Origin of the sequence: Dyella sedimenti (genome assembly GCF_022760995.1) — a bacterium.
Lineage (GTDB): Bacteria > Pseudomonadota > Gammaproteobacteria > Xanthomonadales > Rhodanobacteraceae > Dyella > Dyella sedimenti.
Genome location: NZ_JAKWJO010000013.1, coordinates 1 through 15,530, shown reverse-complemented (window position 1 = coordinate 15,530; position 15,530 = coordinate 1). Strand labels below are relative to the sequence as shown.

The 15,530-nt window shown below is 66.2% G+C and carries 16 protein-coding genes; 8 read left to right on the top strand and 8 right to left on the bottom strand.

All coding sequences use genetic code 11. The features are described from left to right. Positions 1 to 3: 3 nt before the first annotated feature. The gene (locus MJ605_RS18820; protein WP_243043083.1) at positions 4 to 1,773 is read left to right on the top strand and encodes a bifunctional sulfate adenylyltransferase/adenylylsulfate kinase; all 1,770 of its coding nucleotides are present in this window, start codon (positions 4 to 6) and stop codon (positions 1,771 to 1,773) included. A gap of 19 nt (positions 1,774 to 1,792) precedes the next feature. On the opposite strand, the gene MJ605_RS18815 is transcribed toward MJ605_RS18820, so the two are convergent. After that, complete coding sequence (locus MJ605_RS18815; protein ID WP_243043082.1) at positions 1,793 to 2,812, bottom strand: LysR substrate-binding domain-containing protein; 1,020 nt, start codon at positions 2,810 to 2,812, stop codon at positions 1,793 to 1,795. A 537-nt stretch (positions 2,813 to 3,349) separates the two neighbouring features. Here MJ605_RS18815 and cysG point away from each other — a divergent pair. Continuing rightward, a complete protein-coding gene (gene cysG, locus MJ605_RS18810) occupies positions 3,350 to 4,780 on the top strand; it encodes a siroheme synthase CysG (RefSeq protein ID WP_243043081.1) in 1,431 nt (476 codons plus the stop codon). 73 nt (positions 4,781 to 4,853) lie between these two features. Further along, the gene (cysK, locus tag MJ605_RS18805; protein ID WP_243043080.1) at positions 4,854 to 5,795 is read left to right on the top strand and encodes a cysteine synthase A; all 942 of its coding nucleotides are present in this window, start codon (positions 4,854 to 4,856) and stop codon (positions 5,793 to 5,795) included. An 89-nt stretch (positions 5,796 to 5,884) separates the two neighbouring features. Here cysK and purB read toward each other — a convergent pair whose 3' ends face one another. Beyond that, positions 5,885 to 7,252, bottom strand: a complete 1,368-nt coding sequence (purB, locus tag MJ605_RS18800) for an adenylosuccinate lyase (RefSeq protein ID WP_243043079.1) — start codon at positions 7,250 to 7,252, stop codon at positions 5,885 to 5,887. Between the two features lie 130 nt (positions 7,253 to 7,382). On the opposite strand from purB, the gene MJ605_RS18795 reads away from it, so the two are divergent. Beyond that, positions 7,383 to 8,780 carry a class II fumarate hydratase gene (locus MJ605_RS18795; RefSeq protein WP_243043078.1) on the top strand — a complete coding sequence of 466 codons (1,398 nt, stop codon included), beginning with the start codon at positions 7,383 to 7,385 and terminating at the stop codon, positions 8,778 to 8,780. Between the two features lie 24 nt (positions 8,781 to 8,804). Here the strand turns inward: MJ605_RS18795 and MJ605_RS18790 are convergent, their stop codons facing one another. From MJ605_RS18790 to MJ605_RS18765, 6 genes are all read right to left on the bottom strand, one after another. Next, the gene (locus MJ605_RS18790) at positions 8,805 to 9,368 is read right to left on the bottom strand and encodes a DUF2884 family protein (RefSeq protein WP_243043077.1); all 564 of its coding nucleotides are present in this window, start codon (positions 9,366 to 9,368) and stop codon (positions 8,805 to 8,807) included. Positions 9,369 to 9,522: 154 nt separating this feature from the next. After that, positions 9,523 to 10,209 carry a YggN family protein gene (locus tag MJ605_RS18785; RefSeq protein ID WP_243043076.1) on the bottom strand — a complete coding sequence of 229 codons (687 nt, stop codon included), beginning with the start codon at positions 10,207 to 10,209 and terminating at the stop codon, positions 9,523 to 9,525. A gap of 34 nt (positions 10,210 to 10,243) precedes the next feature. Next, positions 10,244 to 11,206, bottom strand: a complete 963-nt coding sequence (locus MJ605_RS18780; RefSeq protein ID WP_243043075.1) for a hypothetical protein — start codon at positions 11,204 to 11,206, stop codon at positions 10,244 to 10,246. Beyond that, positions 11,203 to 12,060 carry an ABC transporter ATP-binding protein gene (locus MJ605_RS18775; RefSeq protein WP_243043074.1) on the bottom strand — a complete coding sequence of 286 codons (858 nt, stop codon included), beginning with the start codon at positions 12,058 to 12,060 and terminating at the stop codon, positions 11,203 to 11,205. Before MJ605_RS18775 ends, MJ605_RS18780 begins: the two co-directional genes overlap by 4 nt. Continuing rightward, positions 12,057 to 12,446: a GntR family transcriptional regulator gene (locus MJ605_RS18770; RefSeq protein ID WP_243043073.1), complete on the bottom strand. Its 390-nt coding sequence runs from the start codon at positions 12,444 to 12,446 to the stop codon at positions 12,057 to 12,059. The genes MJ605_RS18775 and MJ605_RS18770 overlap by 4 nt, the downstream gene beginning before the upstream one ends. A 4-nt stretch (positions 12,447 to 12,450) precedes the next feature. Further along, a complete protein-coding gene (locus tag MJ605_RS18765; protein ID WP_243043072.1) occupies positions 12,451 to 12,774 on the bottom strand; it encodes a hypothetical protein in 324 nt (107 codons plus the stop codon). A 277-nt stretch (positions 12,775 to 13,051) separates the two neighbouring features. Here MJ605_RS18765 and MJ605_RS18760 point away from each other — a divergent pair, with 277 nt between their 5' ends. The 4 genes from MJ605_RS18760 to MJ605_RS18745 all read left to right on the top strand — a co-directional run bounded on the left by MJ605_RS18760 (position 13,052) and on the right by MJ605_RS18745 (position 15,281). Next, on the top strand, positions 13,052 to 13,837 hold the full coding sequence (locus tag MJ605_RS18760) for an SDR family oxidoreductase (RefSeq protein WP_243043071.1): 786 nt from the start codon (positions 13,052 to 13,054) through the stop codon (positions 13,835 to 13,837). 285 nt (positions 13,838 to 14,122) lie between these two features. Then, positions 14,123 to 14,491, top strand: a complete 369-nt coding sequence (locus MJ605_RS18755; protein WP_243043070.1) for a hypothetical protein — start codon at positions 14,123 to 14,125, stop codon at positions 14,489 to 14,491. Between the two features lie 2 nt (positions 14,492 to 14,493). Further along, positions 14,494 to 14,886: a hypothetical protein gene (locus MJ605_RS18750; RefSeq protein ID WP_243043069.1), complete on the top strand. Its 393-nt coding sequence runs from the start codon at positions 14,494 to 14,496 to the stop codon at positions 14,884 to 14,886. Further along, complete coding sequence (locus tag MJ605_RS18745; RefSeq protein ID WP_243043068.1) at positions 14,856 to 15,281, top strand: hypothetical protein; 426 nt, start codon at positions 14,856 to 14,858, stop codon at positions 15,279 to 15,281. Before MJ605_RS18750 ends, MJ605_RS18745 begins: the two co-directional genes overlap by 31 nt. The last annotated feature ends 249 nt before the right edge of the window (positions 15,282 to 15,530 follow it).

The window sequence follows — 15,530 nt, the reverse complement described above, 5'->3', positions numbered from 1 at the left end:
CCCATGAGCCCTAGCGCCCTCGCTCCCTTCCAGGCCGACCCCGCCGCCGACGTCGATACCGCCCCGCTGATCGCCCCGCATGGCGGCGTGCTCAAGGAGCTTTACCTGCCGCCCGACGAAGCGGAGGCGTTGAAGAGCCGCGGCGCCGGCCTGCCGGGCCTCGATCTCGATACGCGCCAGCTGTGCGACCTGGAGCTGTTGCTCAACGGCGCCTTCTCGCCGCTGGAGGGCTTCCTCGACCGCCACGACTACACCGGCGTGGTCGAGGCGATGCGACTGGCCGACGGCACGCTGTGGCCGATACCGGTCACCCTGGACGTGAGCGAGGCCTTCGCCGGGCGCCTCGTTCCCGGCAGCGAGGTGGTCCTGCGTGATGCGCAGGGCGTGCCGCTGGCCGTGCTCGAGGTGACGGACATCTACCGGCCGGACCGCGTGCAGGAGGCGCTCAAGGTGTTCGGTACCACCGACCCCGCGCACCCGGGCGTGGCCGAGCTACTGGAGCGCTACCGCCCGGTCAACCTGGGCGGGCGAGTACGCGGCATCCAGCCGCCGTCGCACTACGACTTCACCGCCCTGCGCGATACGCCGCGCAGCCTGCGCGCCTGGTTCGCCGCGCAGGGCTGGCACCGCATCGTGGCGTTCCAGACGCGCAACCCGATGCACCGCGCCCATCGCGAGCTGACCTTGCGCGCGGCGCAGCAGGTGGACGCCAAGCTGCTGGTGCAGCCATCGGTGGGACGCACCAAGCCCGGCGACATCGACCATTACACCCGCGTGCGCTGCTACCAGGCGCTGCTGCCGCAATACCCGGCCAACAGCGCCAGGCTGTCGCTGCTGCCGCTGGCCATGCGCATGGGCGGGCCGCGCGAGGCGCTGTGGCACGCGATCATCCGCAAGAACTACGGCGCCAGCCATTTCATCGTCGGGCGCGACCACGCCGGTCCCGGCAACGACGCCAACGGCAAGCCGTTCTATGGACCGTTCGATGCGCAACGCCTGCTGGAACGGCACCAGGATGAACTGGGCATCCGCATCGTGCCGTTCCCGGCCATGGTGTACGTCGCCAACCGCGACGCCTACCTGCCCACCACCGAGCTGCGGCCGGAGGACGAGGTACGCGACATCTCCGGTACCCAGCTGCGTCAACACCTGCAGGAAGGCAGCGAGATTCCCGCGTGGTTCTCCTTCCCCGAGGTGGTGGAGATCCTTCGCGAGCGGCATCCGGCGCGAGCCGCGCGAGGCTTCGCGCTGTTCTTCACGGGATTGTCCGGCGCGGGCAAATCGACCCTCGCGCAGGCGGTGGTGGCCCAGTTGCTGGAACGCACCAGCCGCCCGATCACCGTGCTGGATGGCGACGAGGTGCGCAAGCACCTGTCCAAGGGACTGGGCTTCTCGCGCGAGGATCGCGATGCCAACGTCGTGCGCATCGGCTACGTCGCCAGCGAGATCGTGCGCCATGGCGGCATCGCGGTGTGCGCGCCGATCGCGCCCTACGCCCAGGCGCGCGCGCAGGCCCGCGCGCTGGTCGAGGGCCATGGTGATTTCATCGAAATCCACGTGGCCACGCCGCTGGAGGTCTGCGAGGCGCGTGATCGCAAGGGTCTGTATGCGCAGGCTCGCGCGGGAGCCATCGCACATTTCACCGGGATCAGCGATCCCTATGAGGAGCCCGCGCAGCCTGAATTGCGCGTGGATGGCCACGCCGCCGATCCGCGGGTGCTGGCCGGGCACATCGTCTCGCTGCTGGAAAAACGCGGCCTGCTGCGGGGCTGATGCCACCACCCAGGCGAGGCTACTGCGCCTCCACCAGCGGCTCGGCCACCCTGTGCGGCACTTGCCGCTCGCGCCAATGCGGCACGCCCGGCCACTGCGAGGTGCCGGCGCCGCCGCTGGTGAGCGCGCGGCTGACGGCGCGGCGCTCCAGGTGCGGGGCGAACACGCCGATGAAATCCAGCGCGTATTCGCGCAGCACGCTTTCGCGGCGCAGCACGATCCAGGTGGTGCAGGCGGCGAACAGGTGGTCGGCGCCCAGTTGGCGCAGGTCGGTATCGTGCTCGGGCTGGTAGGCCATTTCGGCCAGCACGCCGATGCCCAGCCCTTCGCGCACGTAGGTCTTGATGAGGTCGGCGTCGCTGGCCGTCATCACGATCTGCGGGTGCAGGCTGGCGGTGTGGAAGGCGCGGGCCAGCGAGGACTCGGGCTTGAGCGAGGAGTCGTAGCTGATCAGCGGGTGCGCGGCGAGCTGCTCCAGCGTGGGCGCGTGCTTCTGGCGCGACAGTGGGTGGTCTTTGGGCACCACCACCACGCGGTTCCAGCGATAGGCGGGCAGGGCGATGCCGTTGGGCGGGGGGGCGCCGGCCGCCGTGCTGACGATGGCCAGGTCCACCTGGCCACCATCCAGCAGCGAGATCACGTCCGAGTCGCTGACCGGCTGCAGGTGCACGCTGACCTGCGGGTAGCTGCGGCTCAGCGCGGCGACCGCGCTGGGCAGGGCGAAGCGGGCCTGGGTATGGGTAGTGGCGATACGCAGCGTGCCGCGCGACTCGTTGCGCAGGTTGGCGGCGATGGAACGGATGTTGGCCGCCTCCGCCAGGATGGTACGCGCCCGTTCGAGCACGTGCGTGCCCGCGTGGGTGATGGCGTGGAGGCTGCGGCCCTTGCGGTGGAACAGTTGGAAGCCCAGCTCGTCCTCAAGCTGGCGCAGCAGCTTGCTCAGGCCGGGCTGGGTGGCATGCACCCGCTCGGCCGCGAGGGTGATGTTCAGGCCGGCATCAGCGATGGCGACCAGATAGCGCAGTTGGGTAAGGGTCATGGCTCAGGTTCCGCAAGCGATCGAAGGGGGCAGGGCTTGTGGTCGCAGGGCGGATACATCGCGCGCCCTGGCCGGCCGGCACCCTGCCTGCGCAGGCAGCCGGGGCGGTTCCCAGCGGTGGGCGATGACTGTCCATGAGATGACCTTGGCAGTGGTCGTGAATTAGACGTCTATACATCTGTTGCTGCGACGCGTCAATACACGATCGTCCCAGGGGGGGGCTTGGAACCTGTTCAAGATCTCGGCGCACCTGCTACCCCCTCCCAACCTCCCCTTGCGCGCAGGGGGAGGAGCCAAGACGTGCGAGCACTGGCGCTCCTGCATGCAGGAGAGGAGTCAAAACGTGCGCGCACTGCCCCCTCCCCTGCGTGCAGGGGAGGGTTGGGGCGGGGTGCTCGCTGGCCAGGCGGAGATCGTGGACAAGCGCTTATAACAGCGCGGCATATCCCTGGTCGCACAAATCATTTGTATCGCCCGCATGGCTTGCTAGCGTGGGCCGGACCGATGCCGTCCACGCTGCAGGGAGCCCGCGTCCCGATGAAGCTGTACCCGCTGTTCGCCGACCTTGCCGGCCGCCAGGTGCTGGTGGTGGGCGGTGGCGTGGTGGGCGAGCGCAAGGCGGCCGCGCTGCTGGAGGCCGGCGCGCGGGTGATCGTGGGCGCGCCGGCGCTTACCCCGGCGTTGCGGGCGTGGGCCGGGCAGGGGCGCATCCGCTGGCGCCCGGAGCGTTTCGAGGAGAGCTGGCTGGACGAGGTGTGGCTGGTGGTGGCCGCCAGCGACGACGCGGCCCTGCATGCGCGCATCCAGGCATTGGCCGAGCGGCGGCGGCTGTTCGTGAACGTGGTGGACGACGCCGGGCGCTCCAGTTTTCATGTGCCGGCGGTGGTCGATCGCGCGCCGGTCACCATCGCCATTTCCAGCGGCGGCCAGGCGCCGATGCTGGCCCGCCTGCTGCGCGAGCGGCTGGAAACCCTGGTCGATCCGGTGGTCGGGCCGCTGGCCACGATGCTGGCGGAACTGCGGGGCGCGATTCGCACCCGCCTGCCGGATCTCGCCCTGCGCCGGCGCTTCTACCAGCACCTGCTCGAAGGCCCGGTACAGGGCCTGCTGCGGCGCGGGCAACGGGCCCTGGCGCAGGCGGCGGCCGAAAACCTGCTGGCATCGGCGGCATCGCGACCGGCGACAGGTTCGGTGGTCTTGCTGGGCGCCGGGCCGGGCGATCCCGGCTTGCTGACCCTGCGTGGCCTGCGCGCCCTGAACGAGGCGGACGTGATCCTGCACGACCGGCTGGTGAGCGCCGAGGTGCTGGCGCTGGCGCGGCGCGATGCCGAGCGCATCGAAGTGGCCAAGCAGGCCGGCCACCACCACACTACCCAGGCGCAGATCCATGCCTTGATGCTCGAACATGCCGCGGCGGGCCGGCGCGTGGTACGGCTGAAGGGCGGCGATCCGTTCGTGTTCGGCCGCGGCGGCGAGGAGCTTGAGTTCTTGCGCCACCACGGCATCCCTTATGAAGTGGTGCCCGGCATCACCGCCGCGCTGGCCTGTGCGGCCTATGCCGGCATTCCGCTGACCCATCGCGATCATGCGCAGTCGGTGCGCCTGGTGACCGCGCATTGCCGCCAATCGGTCGATACGCTGGATTGGCCCGCGCTGGCGCAGGAGCGGCAGACACTGGCGTTCTACATGGGCATCGGCGAGCTGGCGACGCTGCAACGGCAGTTGATCGCCCATGGGCGCGCCGCCACCACGCCGTTCGCCCTGGTCGAGAACGGTTCGCGGCCGGAGCAGCGCGTGGTCACCGGCACGCTGGCGGAACTGGCCGAACGCGCGGCGGCCCACCAGGTATGTTCGCCGGCGCTGCTGATCGTCGGCGAGGTGGCGGCCCTGGCCGGCACCCTGGGCTGGTTCGGCCAGGCGCCGCTCGCGGCCCTGCCCGCCGATTCGCCATCCAGGGTGGCGGCTTGACACATCCTTATCCCGCGCGGGCGCACCATCGCGCGATACCGTTTCCCACCATGCCGTGCCACGGAGCGATTCCATGATCTACGACAGCATTCTCGACACCATCGGCAACACGCCTATCGTGCGTCTCCATCGGCTGGCGCCGAAGCACGTGACGCTGTATGCCAAGGTGGAGGCATTCAATCCGGCCGGCTCGGTGAAGGACCGCCTGGCCTACGCCATCATCATCGACGCCGAGCAGAAGGGCCTGCTCAAGCCCGGGCAGACCGTGGTGGAGGCGACCTCCGGCAACACCGGCGTGGCGCTGGCGGCGGTATGCGCGGCGCGCGGCTACCCATTCGTGGCGGTGATGACCGAGACCTTCTCGATCGAGCGCCGCAAGCTGATGCGCGCCTACGGCGCCAAGGTGGTGCTCACGCCCGCCGCCGAGCGCGGCAGCGGCATGGTGCGCAAGGCCAAGGAACTGGCCGACAAGCATGGCTGGTTCCTGGCCCGCCAGTTCGAGAACCCCGCCAACCCGGCCTACCACCGCAACACCACGGCTCCGGAGATCCTGCGCGACTTCGCCGGCAAGCGGCTGGACTACTTCGTCACCGGCTGGGGCACCGGCGGCACGCTGACCGGCGTGGGCGAGGTGCTGAAGGTGGCGCGGCCGGAAGTGAAGGTGATCGCCAGCGAGCCGGCGGGCGCCGCGCTGCTGTCGGGCAAGGAGTGGCAGCCGCACAAGATCCAGGGCTGGACGCCTGACTTCGTGCCGGCCGTGCTCAACCGCGAGGTCGCGCACCAGATCGTGCCGGTCGACGACGTGCTGGCGCGCGACACCTCGCGCGAGCTGGCGCGGAAAGAGGGCATCTTCGTGGGCATCTCGGCCGGCGCCACGCTGGCTGCCGCGCTGCAGGTGGCCAAGGACGCGCCGGAAGGCGCGGTGCTGCTGGCCATGCTGCCCGATACCGGCGAACGCTACCTCTCCACGTTCCTGTTCGAGGGCGTCAACGAGGGCTCGGACGAGGTGGAATAACGCCCTTCATTCCCTTCTTTGTAGGAGCGCACCCTGTGCGCGACCTGTCCGTCCGATAACGGCGGTCGCGCACAGGACCGGCGCGAGGGTCAGATATCCCTGGCCAACGGCTCGGCCAGGCCGATATAGCCGCCCGGCGTCAGGTCCAGCAGACGCTGCCTGGCATCGGCCGGCAGGTCCAGCCCCGTGATGAAGGCGCGCATGGAATCCCGCGTGATGCCCTGGCCGCGGGTCAGCGCCTTGAGCTGCTCGTAGGGCTCGGGTAGGCCATAGCGGCGCATCACCGTCTGTACGGCCTCGGCCAGCACTTCCCAACTGGCGTCGAGGTCGGCGGCGAGGCGGTCGGCGTTCACGGTGAGCTTGCCCAGGCCCTTCTTCAGCGATTCCAGCGCCACCAGGGTATGGCCGAAGGCGGTGCCCAGCGCGCGCAGCACGGTGGAATCGGTGAGGTCGCGCTGCCAGCGGCTGATCGGCAGCTTCTCGGCGAAATGGCCGAGCAGGGCGTTGGCCAGGCCGAAGTTGCCCTCGGCATTCTCGAAGTCGATCGGGTTGACCTTGTGCGGCATGGTGGACGAGCCCACCTCGCCGGCCTTCAGCGCCTGCTTGAAATAGCCCAGCGAGATATAGCCCCACACGTCGCGCGCCAGGTCGATCAGGATGATGTTGGCGCGGCGCACCGCGTCGCAGTATTCGGCCACGCCGTCGTGCGGCTCGATCTGCGTGGTGTAGGGGTTGTAGTCCAGGCCCAGGCTTTCCACGAAGCGCTGCGAGAAGCCGCGCCAGTCCAGCTCGGGATAGGTGATGGCATGGGCGTTGTAGTTGCCCACCGCGCCGTTGATCTTGCCCGGGATCTCCAACGCGGCCAGCTGCTTGCGCTGGCGCTCCAGGCGCGCCACCACGTTGGCCAGTTCCTTGCCCAGGGTGCTGGGCGAGGCAGTCTGGCCGTGCGTGCGCGAGAGCATCGGCAGGCCGGCGTTGGCATGAGCCAGCTCGCGCAGCGTATTGATGATGCCGTCGAACATGGGCAGCAGCACCTGCTCGCGCGCATCGCGCAGCATCAGCGCATAGGAGAGGTTGTTGATGTCCTCGCTGGTGCAGGCGAAGTGCACGAATTCCTTGGCCTGGGCCAGCGCGGCATCGTTGCCGATGCGCTCCTTGATGAAGTATTCCACCGCCTTCACGTCGTGGTTGGTGGTGGCCTCGATGGCCTTGATGCGCGTGCCATCGTCCACGCTGAAATCGGCGGCGATGCCCTTGAGCTTGGCGATCTGCGCGGCGGAGAACGCCGGCAGCTCCACGATGCCCGGATCGGCGGCCAGCGCCAGCAGCCATTCGATCTCCACGTGCACGCGGCGGTGCATCAGGCCGAATTCGCTGAAGATCGGGCGCAGCGCTTCGACCTTGCTGGCGTAGCGGCCGTCCAGCGGGGACAGGGCGGTCAGGGCATGGGAGGACATGGGGCGTTCCGGAAGCGGGAAAACGCCATTTTACAACAGGTGCCGCTGGGCCCGGCCTGTCGCCTTGGCGGCGCGCTAACGAAATCCAGCCTATAGTCGTGCCCGACTTTTCCGGAGGAATCGCAAGGACATGAGCCAGTTCCGCATCGAACACGACAGCATGGGGGAGCTGAAGGTGCCCGCCGACGCCCTGTACGGCGCGCAGACGCAGCGCGCCGTGGACAATTTTCCCATCTCCGGCCTGCGCCTGCCGCGCGCCTTCATCCGCGCGCTGGGGCTGATCAAGGCGGCCGGCGCCGACGCCAACTTCCTGCTGGGTCACCTGAAAAAGACCCAGGCGCATGCCATCCGCCGGGCCGCGCTGGCGGTCGCCGCGGGCCAGCACGACGAGCAGTTCCCCATCGACGTGTTCCAGACCGGCTCGGGCACCAGCACCAACATGAATGCCAACGAGGTGATCGCGCACCTGGCCAATCGTGGCGGCGGCAAGGTGCATCCCAACGACCACGTCAACTACGGGCAAAGCTCCAATGACGTGATCCCCACCGCCATCCACGTCAGCGCCACGCTGACCGCCAGCGAGCAGTTGCTGCCGGCGCTCAAGCATTTGAAGCGCGTCATCGAGCGGCGCGCGCGCGAGCTGCGCAACGTCCCCAAGACCGGTCGCACGCACCTGATGGACGCGATGCCGGTGACCTTCGGCCAGGAACTGTCGGGTTGGGCGGCGCAGATCGGCTCGGCCATCGAGCGCATCGAGGATGCGCTCAAGCGCATGCGCCGGCTGCCGCTGGGCGGCACCGCGGTCGGCACCGGCATCAACGCCGACCCCAAGTTCGGCGCCACCGTGGCGCGCGAGCTGAAGCGGCTCACCGGCGTGCGCTTCGAGTCGGCCGAGAACTATTTCGAGGGCATGGCCTCGCAGGATGCGGCGGTGGAACTGTCGGGCCAGCTCAAGACGCTGGCGGTGGCGCTGATGAAGATCGCCAACGACCTGCGCTGGATGAACTCGGGACCGCTGGCCGGCCTGGGCGAGATCGAGCTGCCGGCCTTGCAACCGGGCTCGTCGATCATGCCGGGCAAGGTCAATCCGGTGATTCCGGAAGCCACCGCGATGGTCGCCGCCCAGGTGATCGGCAACGATGCGGCCATCACCGTCGCCGGACAGTCCGGCAACTTCCAGCTCAACGTGATGCTGCCGCTGATCGCGCACAACCTGCTGCAGTCGATCGGCATCCTTTCCAACGTCAGCGTACTGCTGGCCGACAAGGCCATCGCGGGTTTCAAGGTGAATACGGCGCGGGTGAATGAGGCGCTGGCCAGGAACCCGATCCTGGTCACCGCGCTCAACCCGGTGATCGGCTACGAGAAAGGCGCCGCCACGGCCAAGCAGGCCTACAAGGAGAAGCGCCCCATCCTGGACGTGGCGCTGGAGAACACGGGACTTTCCAAGACCGAGCTGCAGCGGCTGCTCGACCCGATGGCACTCACTCGCGGGGGTATCCACGGCGGCGGCGGTGGTGGCGGTTGAGGCGCCACCACCGCCGGGTGCTGGTCAGCCCTTGGTGTGCTCCTGGCACTTCGCGATGCGGCTGTCCGAGAGAGCCTGTGCGTAGGGTTTGAAGGCATCCAGCTGGGTGGCCAGCTGGTCTTGCGTCGCCTTCATGGCGGCGAGGTCGTCGCAGATTTTCGCGGCGGCCTGCCTGACCTGGCTGGCGGCGCTCTCGACCTTCTGCTGGGTGGTATCGGCGGCGGCGCCGGTGAGCTTGCCGGCGGCGGCGCCCAGCGCCTGGGTCGCCGTGGCCATGCCGGCCTTGCCAGTGGCGATGGCGTGGGCGCGCATGGCCTGGGCGGAGGCGTTGTAGCGTTGCAGCAGGGCACGCTGGGCATCGTTCACCGCCACGTCGTGGCCGTCGATGCTGAACCGGCCATCGGCGTCCACGCTGGCGTCCGGCGCGCTTTCCACCTTGATGATGACGCGCCCGTCATGCAGGGTGATGTGGCTGTCGATGATGTCGGTGCTGCCGCCGAATACCTGGACGTCGTCGTCCGAGCCGCCGCTGCATGCAGTGACGAGGACGGCGCATGCGAGCAACCAGGGAAGGTGGCGATGGGTCATGGCAGGACTCTCCTCGGATCGGGATGGAAAGCGTGGCACAAGGCGGATGCCGCCGGGAGGATGCCCCGCCTGCATCCCGCATCCATGCGGAAAATGCAGGCGGGACACGAACCGTCAACCATCATCACCGGCGCCGCCGCCGGACGGAACGGGATCAATCGGAGAACACCGCGAAACCCGGCTTGCCGTTCTTGTCGATGTGCTTGCCGCAGTCGTCGATGTCTTTCTGCGTCATCGTCGCGTAGGGCCGGAATACCGGCATGGCGGCCGCCAGCTTTTGCTGAGAAGCCATCAGGCCGGGCAGGCGCTTGCACAGTTGCATGGCGGCCGCCTGGATCTTGTCGGTCTGCGGCTTGATGTCGGTCTCGATCTCCTTGTCGCTCTTGCCGGCGAGCTTGCCGAAGATCGCTTCCTTGGCGATCCCCAGGCCCATGTCGGCGCTGCTGGCGCCGATGTCCATGCCTGCAGTGGCGATGCCGATGATCTGCTGGCGGTAATCCACCAGCAGGACGTGCTGTTCGGGCGTGGCATCGACCGCATGGCCGTCGATCACCAGCTTGCCCTCCGGGGTGATGACGGCCTTCGCGCGCGGATCGCCGTCAAGCGGGTGGCGACCGATATGGACACTGCTAACGTCGATGTCCTTGGTGGGCAGCTCCCGCTTGGCCTGATCGATGCCTTTCTGGATTTCCGCACCGATGACCGATGGGGAGGTCTCTTGCTGCGCGTCCTTCATAGCCTTGGCCATGTCGCTGTTGTCGTGGCCGGACGGGCCGCAGGCTGCCAGCGGCAACAGCAGGGTCAGCGCGATGATCCGGCCGGCGATGGTATGGGTTCCCATGATGTATCTCCCCTCATGCGAATACGGTTGGCCATCAGCTGTCGTCGCGCACCCGGCGGAACCAGACCGCGCCGGCCAGCAGCACCGCGCCGGCCACGACGCCGATCCACAGGTTGGGCGAGGCGAGCAGGCCGTAGGTGTGCAGCGGCGAGAGCACGTTCAGCGGATCGTCGCCGAAGTCGGCGGAGGCGGTCAGCGAACCGTCGTCGTAGGCGATGTTGGAGCCGGGGAACACGCTGAGCAGGATGCGCTGCACGATGTTCTTCCAGAACCAGATGGTCGGCAGGCGGAACAATCCCATGATGCCGAACCAGCTCACCAGCAGGCCCAGTACCGCCGGTACCGCCACCGCCCACAGGAAGGGCTTGCTGCGCGCCCAGGCCGAGCAGAACATCAGCCAGCCCACCGAGGGGATGGCCCACAGCGCGTACAGCGGGATGTTGCTGACCAGGGTGGCGATCACGCGCAGCGGGTGGGCCTGCCCGATCAGCTGCCAGGCATTGACGCCATGCAGCGAGAGCACCAGGGCGTAGATCACCAGCTGGATCACGCCGGCGGCGATGCTGACCACCACCGCGATCACCGGCGCCACCACCACCGCGCTCACCACCTTGGAAAACACCGTGTCGAGGTTGGAGATCGGCAGCGATTTCCAGAACAGGATGCTGCGGTCGCGGCGGTCGTCGTACAGCGCGCCCAGGCAGTAGAACAGCACCACGATGCCCATCACCACGCCGACCAGGCCCATGGCCGACATCATGGCGATGTCCAGGCCGTCGCCGATGTGCCTCAGGTCGCCGGCGTCGGCCTTGGCGATCAGCATCTGCAGGTTTTCGCCGCCGACCTGGATGCCGTGGCGCACGCCCAGCACCTCGGCGGTGATGACGGCCATGATGTTGAGGATGAGGAAGATCGCGCCGGTAATCAGCGGGGTCCACAGGAAGCCTCCGCGGTGTTCCCAGAATTCGCGTTTGACGAGCCAGTAGAAGGTTTTCATGCGTAGGTGCCCTTCATGGTGGCGACGAACAGGTCGCTGACGGTGGGACGACGGACCTCGCCCATGCTTTCCAGCGTGGCGCGGTCGGCGCCGTCGAACAGGAAGATGCTCTTGCCGAACACCTGGCGCTCGTCCAGCGGCTTGAGGCTACGCGCGGCGGCAGCCTTGTCGGCGCCCACCAGTACCTCCGCGAAGCGCTCACCCACGGTTTCCATGTCGGTATCCAACACGATCTTGCCGTCGCGGATGAACATCAGGTCGGTGAGGATGTGCTCGATCTCCTCCACCTGGTGGGTGGTGACGATGATGGTCTTGTTCTCGTCGAAGTAGTCCTCCAGCAGGCTCTGGTAGAACTGCTTGCGATAGAGGATGTCCAGGCCCAGGGTAGGCTCGTCCAGTACCAGCAGGCGGGCGTCGATGGCCATCACCAGTGCCAGGTGCAACTGCACGATCATGCCCTTGGACATCTGCTTGACGCGCTGGTTGGGCGTGAGCTTGGTGCGCGCCAGGAAGGCCTCGCACTTGGCCCGGTTGAAGCGCGGATGCACATGGGCCACGAAATCGATCGCCTCGCGCACACGGATCCAGCGCGGCAGCACCGCCACGTCGGCGATGAAGCACACCTGTTCCATCAAGCGGTCGCGCTGGGTGCGCGGGTCCAGGCCCAGGACGTTCAGCTCGCCCTGGAAATCAGTCAGGCCGAGGATGGCCTTGAGCGCCGTGGTCTTGCCCGCCCCGTTGGGGCCGATCAGCCCCACGATGCGTCCGGACTCGATGCGGAAACTCACATCGTCCAGCGCCAGCGCGTTCTTGTAGTGCTTGGTCAGGCCATGGGCCGTGACAACCGCGGTCATGGCTGCTTCTCCTCGTCGGCTGGCGTGCCGCCAGCGGGCGCTTCGCGCAGCAGGGTTCGCAGATCCAGTCCCAGGCGCTGCAGCCTGGCGTAAAGCGCCGGCCATTCCTCGCGAAGGAAGCGCTCCCGTTCGGACTTGAGCAGCGCATCCCTGGCTCCATCGATCACGAACATGCCCAATCCCCTCCTTTTTTCCACCAATTGGTCGTCGACCAGTTCCTGGTACGCCTTCGACACGGTCAGCGGATTGATCTGGAAATCCGCGGCCACCTGGCGCACTGACGGCAGCGGGTCGCCCTCGTTCAAGGCGCCGTCCAGAATCATCGCCACCACGCGCTCGCGGAGCTGGCGATAAATCGGGACGCTGTCGTTCCAGGTGATGGTCATACGGTTAATCCTTGCTGATACGGCCGAACTGGGTGCCGAACGAATAGTAGGGCATGGCCAGCTGCGCCCCGAGCACGCGGGGGCTGGCGGCGCTTTCCGGGGCCAGCAGCGGGGCAGTGGTCAGGGCGGCCACGCCGGCCTCGGCCAGCAGCGAGGCGGCGCGCATGTCCTCGGCGCTCGGACGGACCACGACCGGGGCCAGGTCGATGACCTTGACGCCGTTGATCTCAGTGACGGGGAGACGATCGACGTTCGAGTGGATGGCGGCCAATCCGACCGTGGCGAACAGGGCGGCGGCGGCGAGTGCTAGCAGGTTATTCGCTTTCATGGCGGGTCTCCTTTAGTGACCTCGTGGACCGGTGTTGTAGTGAACTATAACACCACTTCTGATGCCGTCAAGAGGGGAGGGCATGCTTTGTCCATGTGACTGATGGCCTATAAGCCTGAACGCGGTCCGGGGTGGCCTGCGGCCCGGATCGGGCGCGATAAGGTTCATCGCAGGGGCGGATGTCCGGCAGGGGTATCCATCAGGCATCGCGGGTGACAGGCATCACCTGGCATCCATCATGGTTCAATGGCATCCCCCTTCCCGAAGGAAATCGCCGATGGATGTCGCCCTGGCCGGACAAGTCGTCGTCGTCAGCGGTGCCAGCAAGGGCATCGGGCTGGCCTGCGCCAAGGCATTCGCCCGCGAGGGCGCCAAGGTGGTGGGCATATCGCGGGATCTCGGGCACCTGCACGATGCCCAGCACGAACTGCGTCACGAAGGGCTGCACATGGACGTGGCCCCTGCCGACCTGCGCGACAGCGTGGCCGCGCAGATGGTGGCCGAATACATCGAGAACGAATTCGGCGCCATCGACGTGCTGGTCAACTGCGCCGGCGCCGCCAGGCGCACGCCCGTCGAAGACCTGCATGCCGAGGCGATGCACGATGCGATGCAGGCGAAGTACTTCACCTATATGCACCTCATCGACCCGGTGATCCGCCACATGGCCGCGCGCGGCCGCGGCAGCATCGTCAACGTGGTCGGGCAGGGCGGCAAGCAGGCCAGTCCTATCCATATCGGCGGCGGCGCCGCCAACGCGGCCCTGATGCTGGCCTCGGTGGGCTATGCCACCGCCTATGCCGCCAAGGGCGTGCGTATGAACGTGATCAACCCCGGCATCACGCATACCGGCCGCGTGCAGGAAGGGCTCGCCGCCGCCTCGCGCGCCAGCGGCCAATCCATTGACGAGGTACGGGCCGAACTGCTCGCCTCCATTCCCATGGGGCGCCTGGCCGAACCGGAGGAAATCGCCAACGTCGCCGTTTTCCTCGCCTCGCCGCTGGCCAGCTATGTCACCGGCGCGATGATCCCCATGGACGGCGGCAAATCCGGCGTGATCTGACGCCTGCCACAAGGCGCGAACGGACTCGCTCGCCTAGGAGAGAACAACCTTCGGTGGTGGAATCCTTCTCCCTTCGGGAAAAGGTGCCGACAGGCGGATGAGGGTATGGAGGCTTTGAACAAATCCTTGCGTAAGCGAGGATCGGTCAGGGATTCCCTTGGCAACCCATGGATATAAGCCGTATCGATCATGAGATTGTGCCGACACTGATGTGATCCCTCGGGATATATCGGGGAATTGTCGAGCCTTGTTAGCGTGAGTGACCTTCTTCAATAAGGGAAAGTCATGTCGCTTACGCACGAAGAAAAAAACCAGTATGTGGCCGCCATCAATGCGATCTGGCCAAATATGGGGAATAGCCTTAATGCCGTCGAAAACATCAATGACGATGTCGTCTATTACGTGGATCAGGCACTGCAGTCTATCAGGCAGTGCTCGGAGGCTTTCGTTCTCATTGAAGCTGCTTACAATATATTTTATGCCGTGCCACCTCCAACTTCATGGAAGGATCTTTTGAAGGCTGCCATTGAAAATGGCACCAGCGTAACAAAATGGATTGATGCTTTGAGGGGCAGGCTGCAATACAAAGTCTGCGTTGAAACCGCTGCCCTGAACTGGCGGTCGGCAGTCACCGGAGCCTTGATGGGCATTTAGTCATGAATGTCCGAACGATATCCATGATCTTGCTTTGCGGTTCATTGATGGCTTGCCGTCATGAAGCCGGCATTCTTCCGCTGTCGGAAACATGCAAAACCTATTTCGACTTGGAGGAGTCCTATCTGGACAAGCTTGAGGCTTCCCGCAGGTTTTCTCCTGACGAGATGGCCTGTTCCAGGCGTGATCACGCCGCAAGACTGGCCAATTTCCGTAATCCGTTGGCTCGCAACGGCCATTCCGAAGAAGAAGTGGATCGGACCTGCCGCGTATTGCTGAAACTCACGAGAGAGGACATGCAGATGGCCGAGGGTTTGGCCAGTTTGTCGAAGGAGGAATTTGATGCGACTTGGAGGAGCAGAGGATGCGCTTCCATCTCTCCTTCTCAAAAGTGATTTCTCTAACTTCGTGCATGTCCATCATCATGCTCTGTGGCGCGCTGATGGCCTGCCATCATGACGCAGGCTATCTCCCACTTTCAAAAGATTGCAAAGCCTATTTGGATATGAGGGATGTGTATTTGGACAAGCTTGAGGCCTCTGGCCGGTTTTCGGCCGACAAGATGGCCTGCTTCAGGCAGCATCAAGCGGCAACGAGGACCGTTTTTCATGATCCTTCGACCCGTCATGGCCATTCAGAGCAAGAAATCGATAACACATGCCGCGCGGGGCAGAAAATCATGCAAATAGGAATACGGAGGGCTGATGGCATTGCCCATTTGTCGAAAGAAGCATTCGACGCGGAATGGGGGCGTGCGGAATGCACTCCCATTTCTCCTCCCCAAAGGTGAATCCCAAAACCTTGCGCATGGCCATCGTTATGTCTTGCGGCGCGGTGGGAGGGCTTGACTGCCCCTGCCCCTTTCCAGTGACTTCCTACCCATGGCGGCCGCGCTGAAGTGTGATTAGGTTCCCTCTTTACGCTGCTTAACAGGGGAGTCCCGATGCTTCGTCTTCGCACGCTTGTGGTTGCCACCTCCATCGCGCTCGCCGCCTGCTCGCAGCAGTCGAACGAGCAGGCCCCGCCGCAGCCCGCCCCG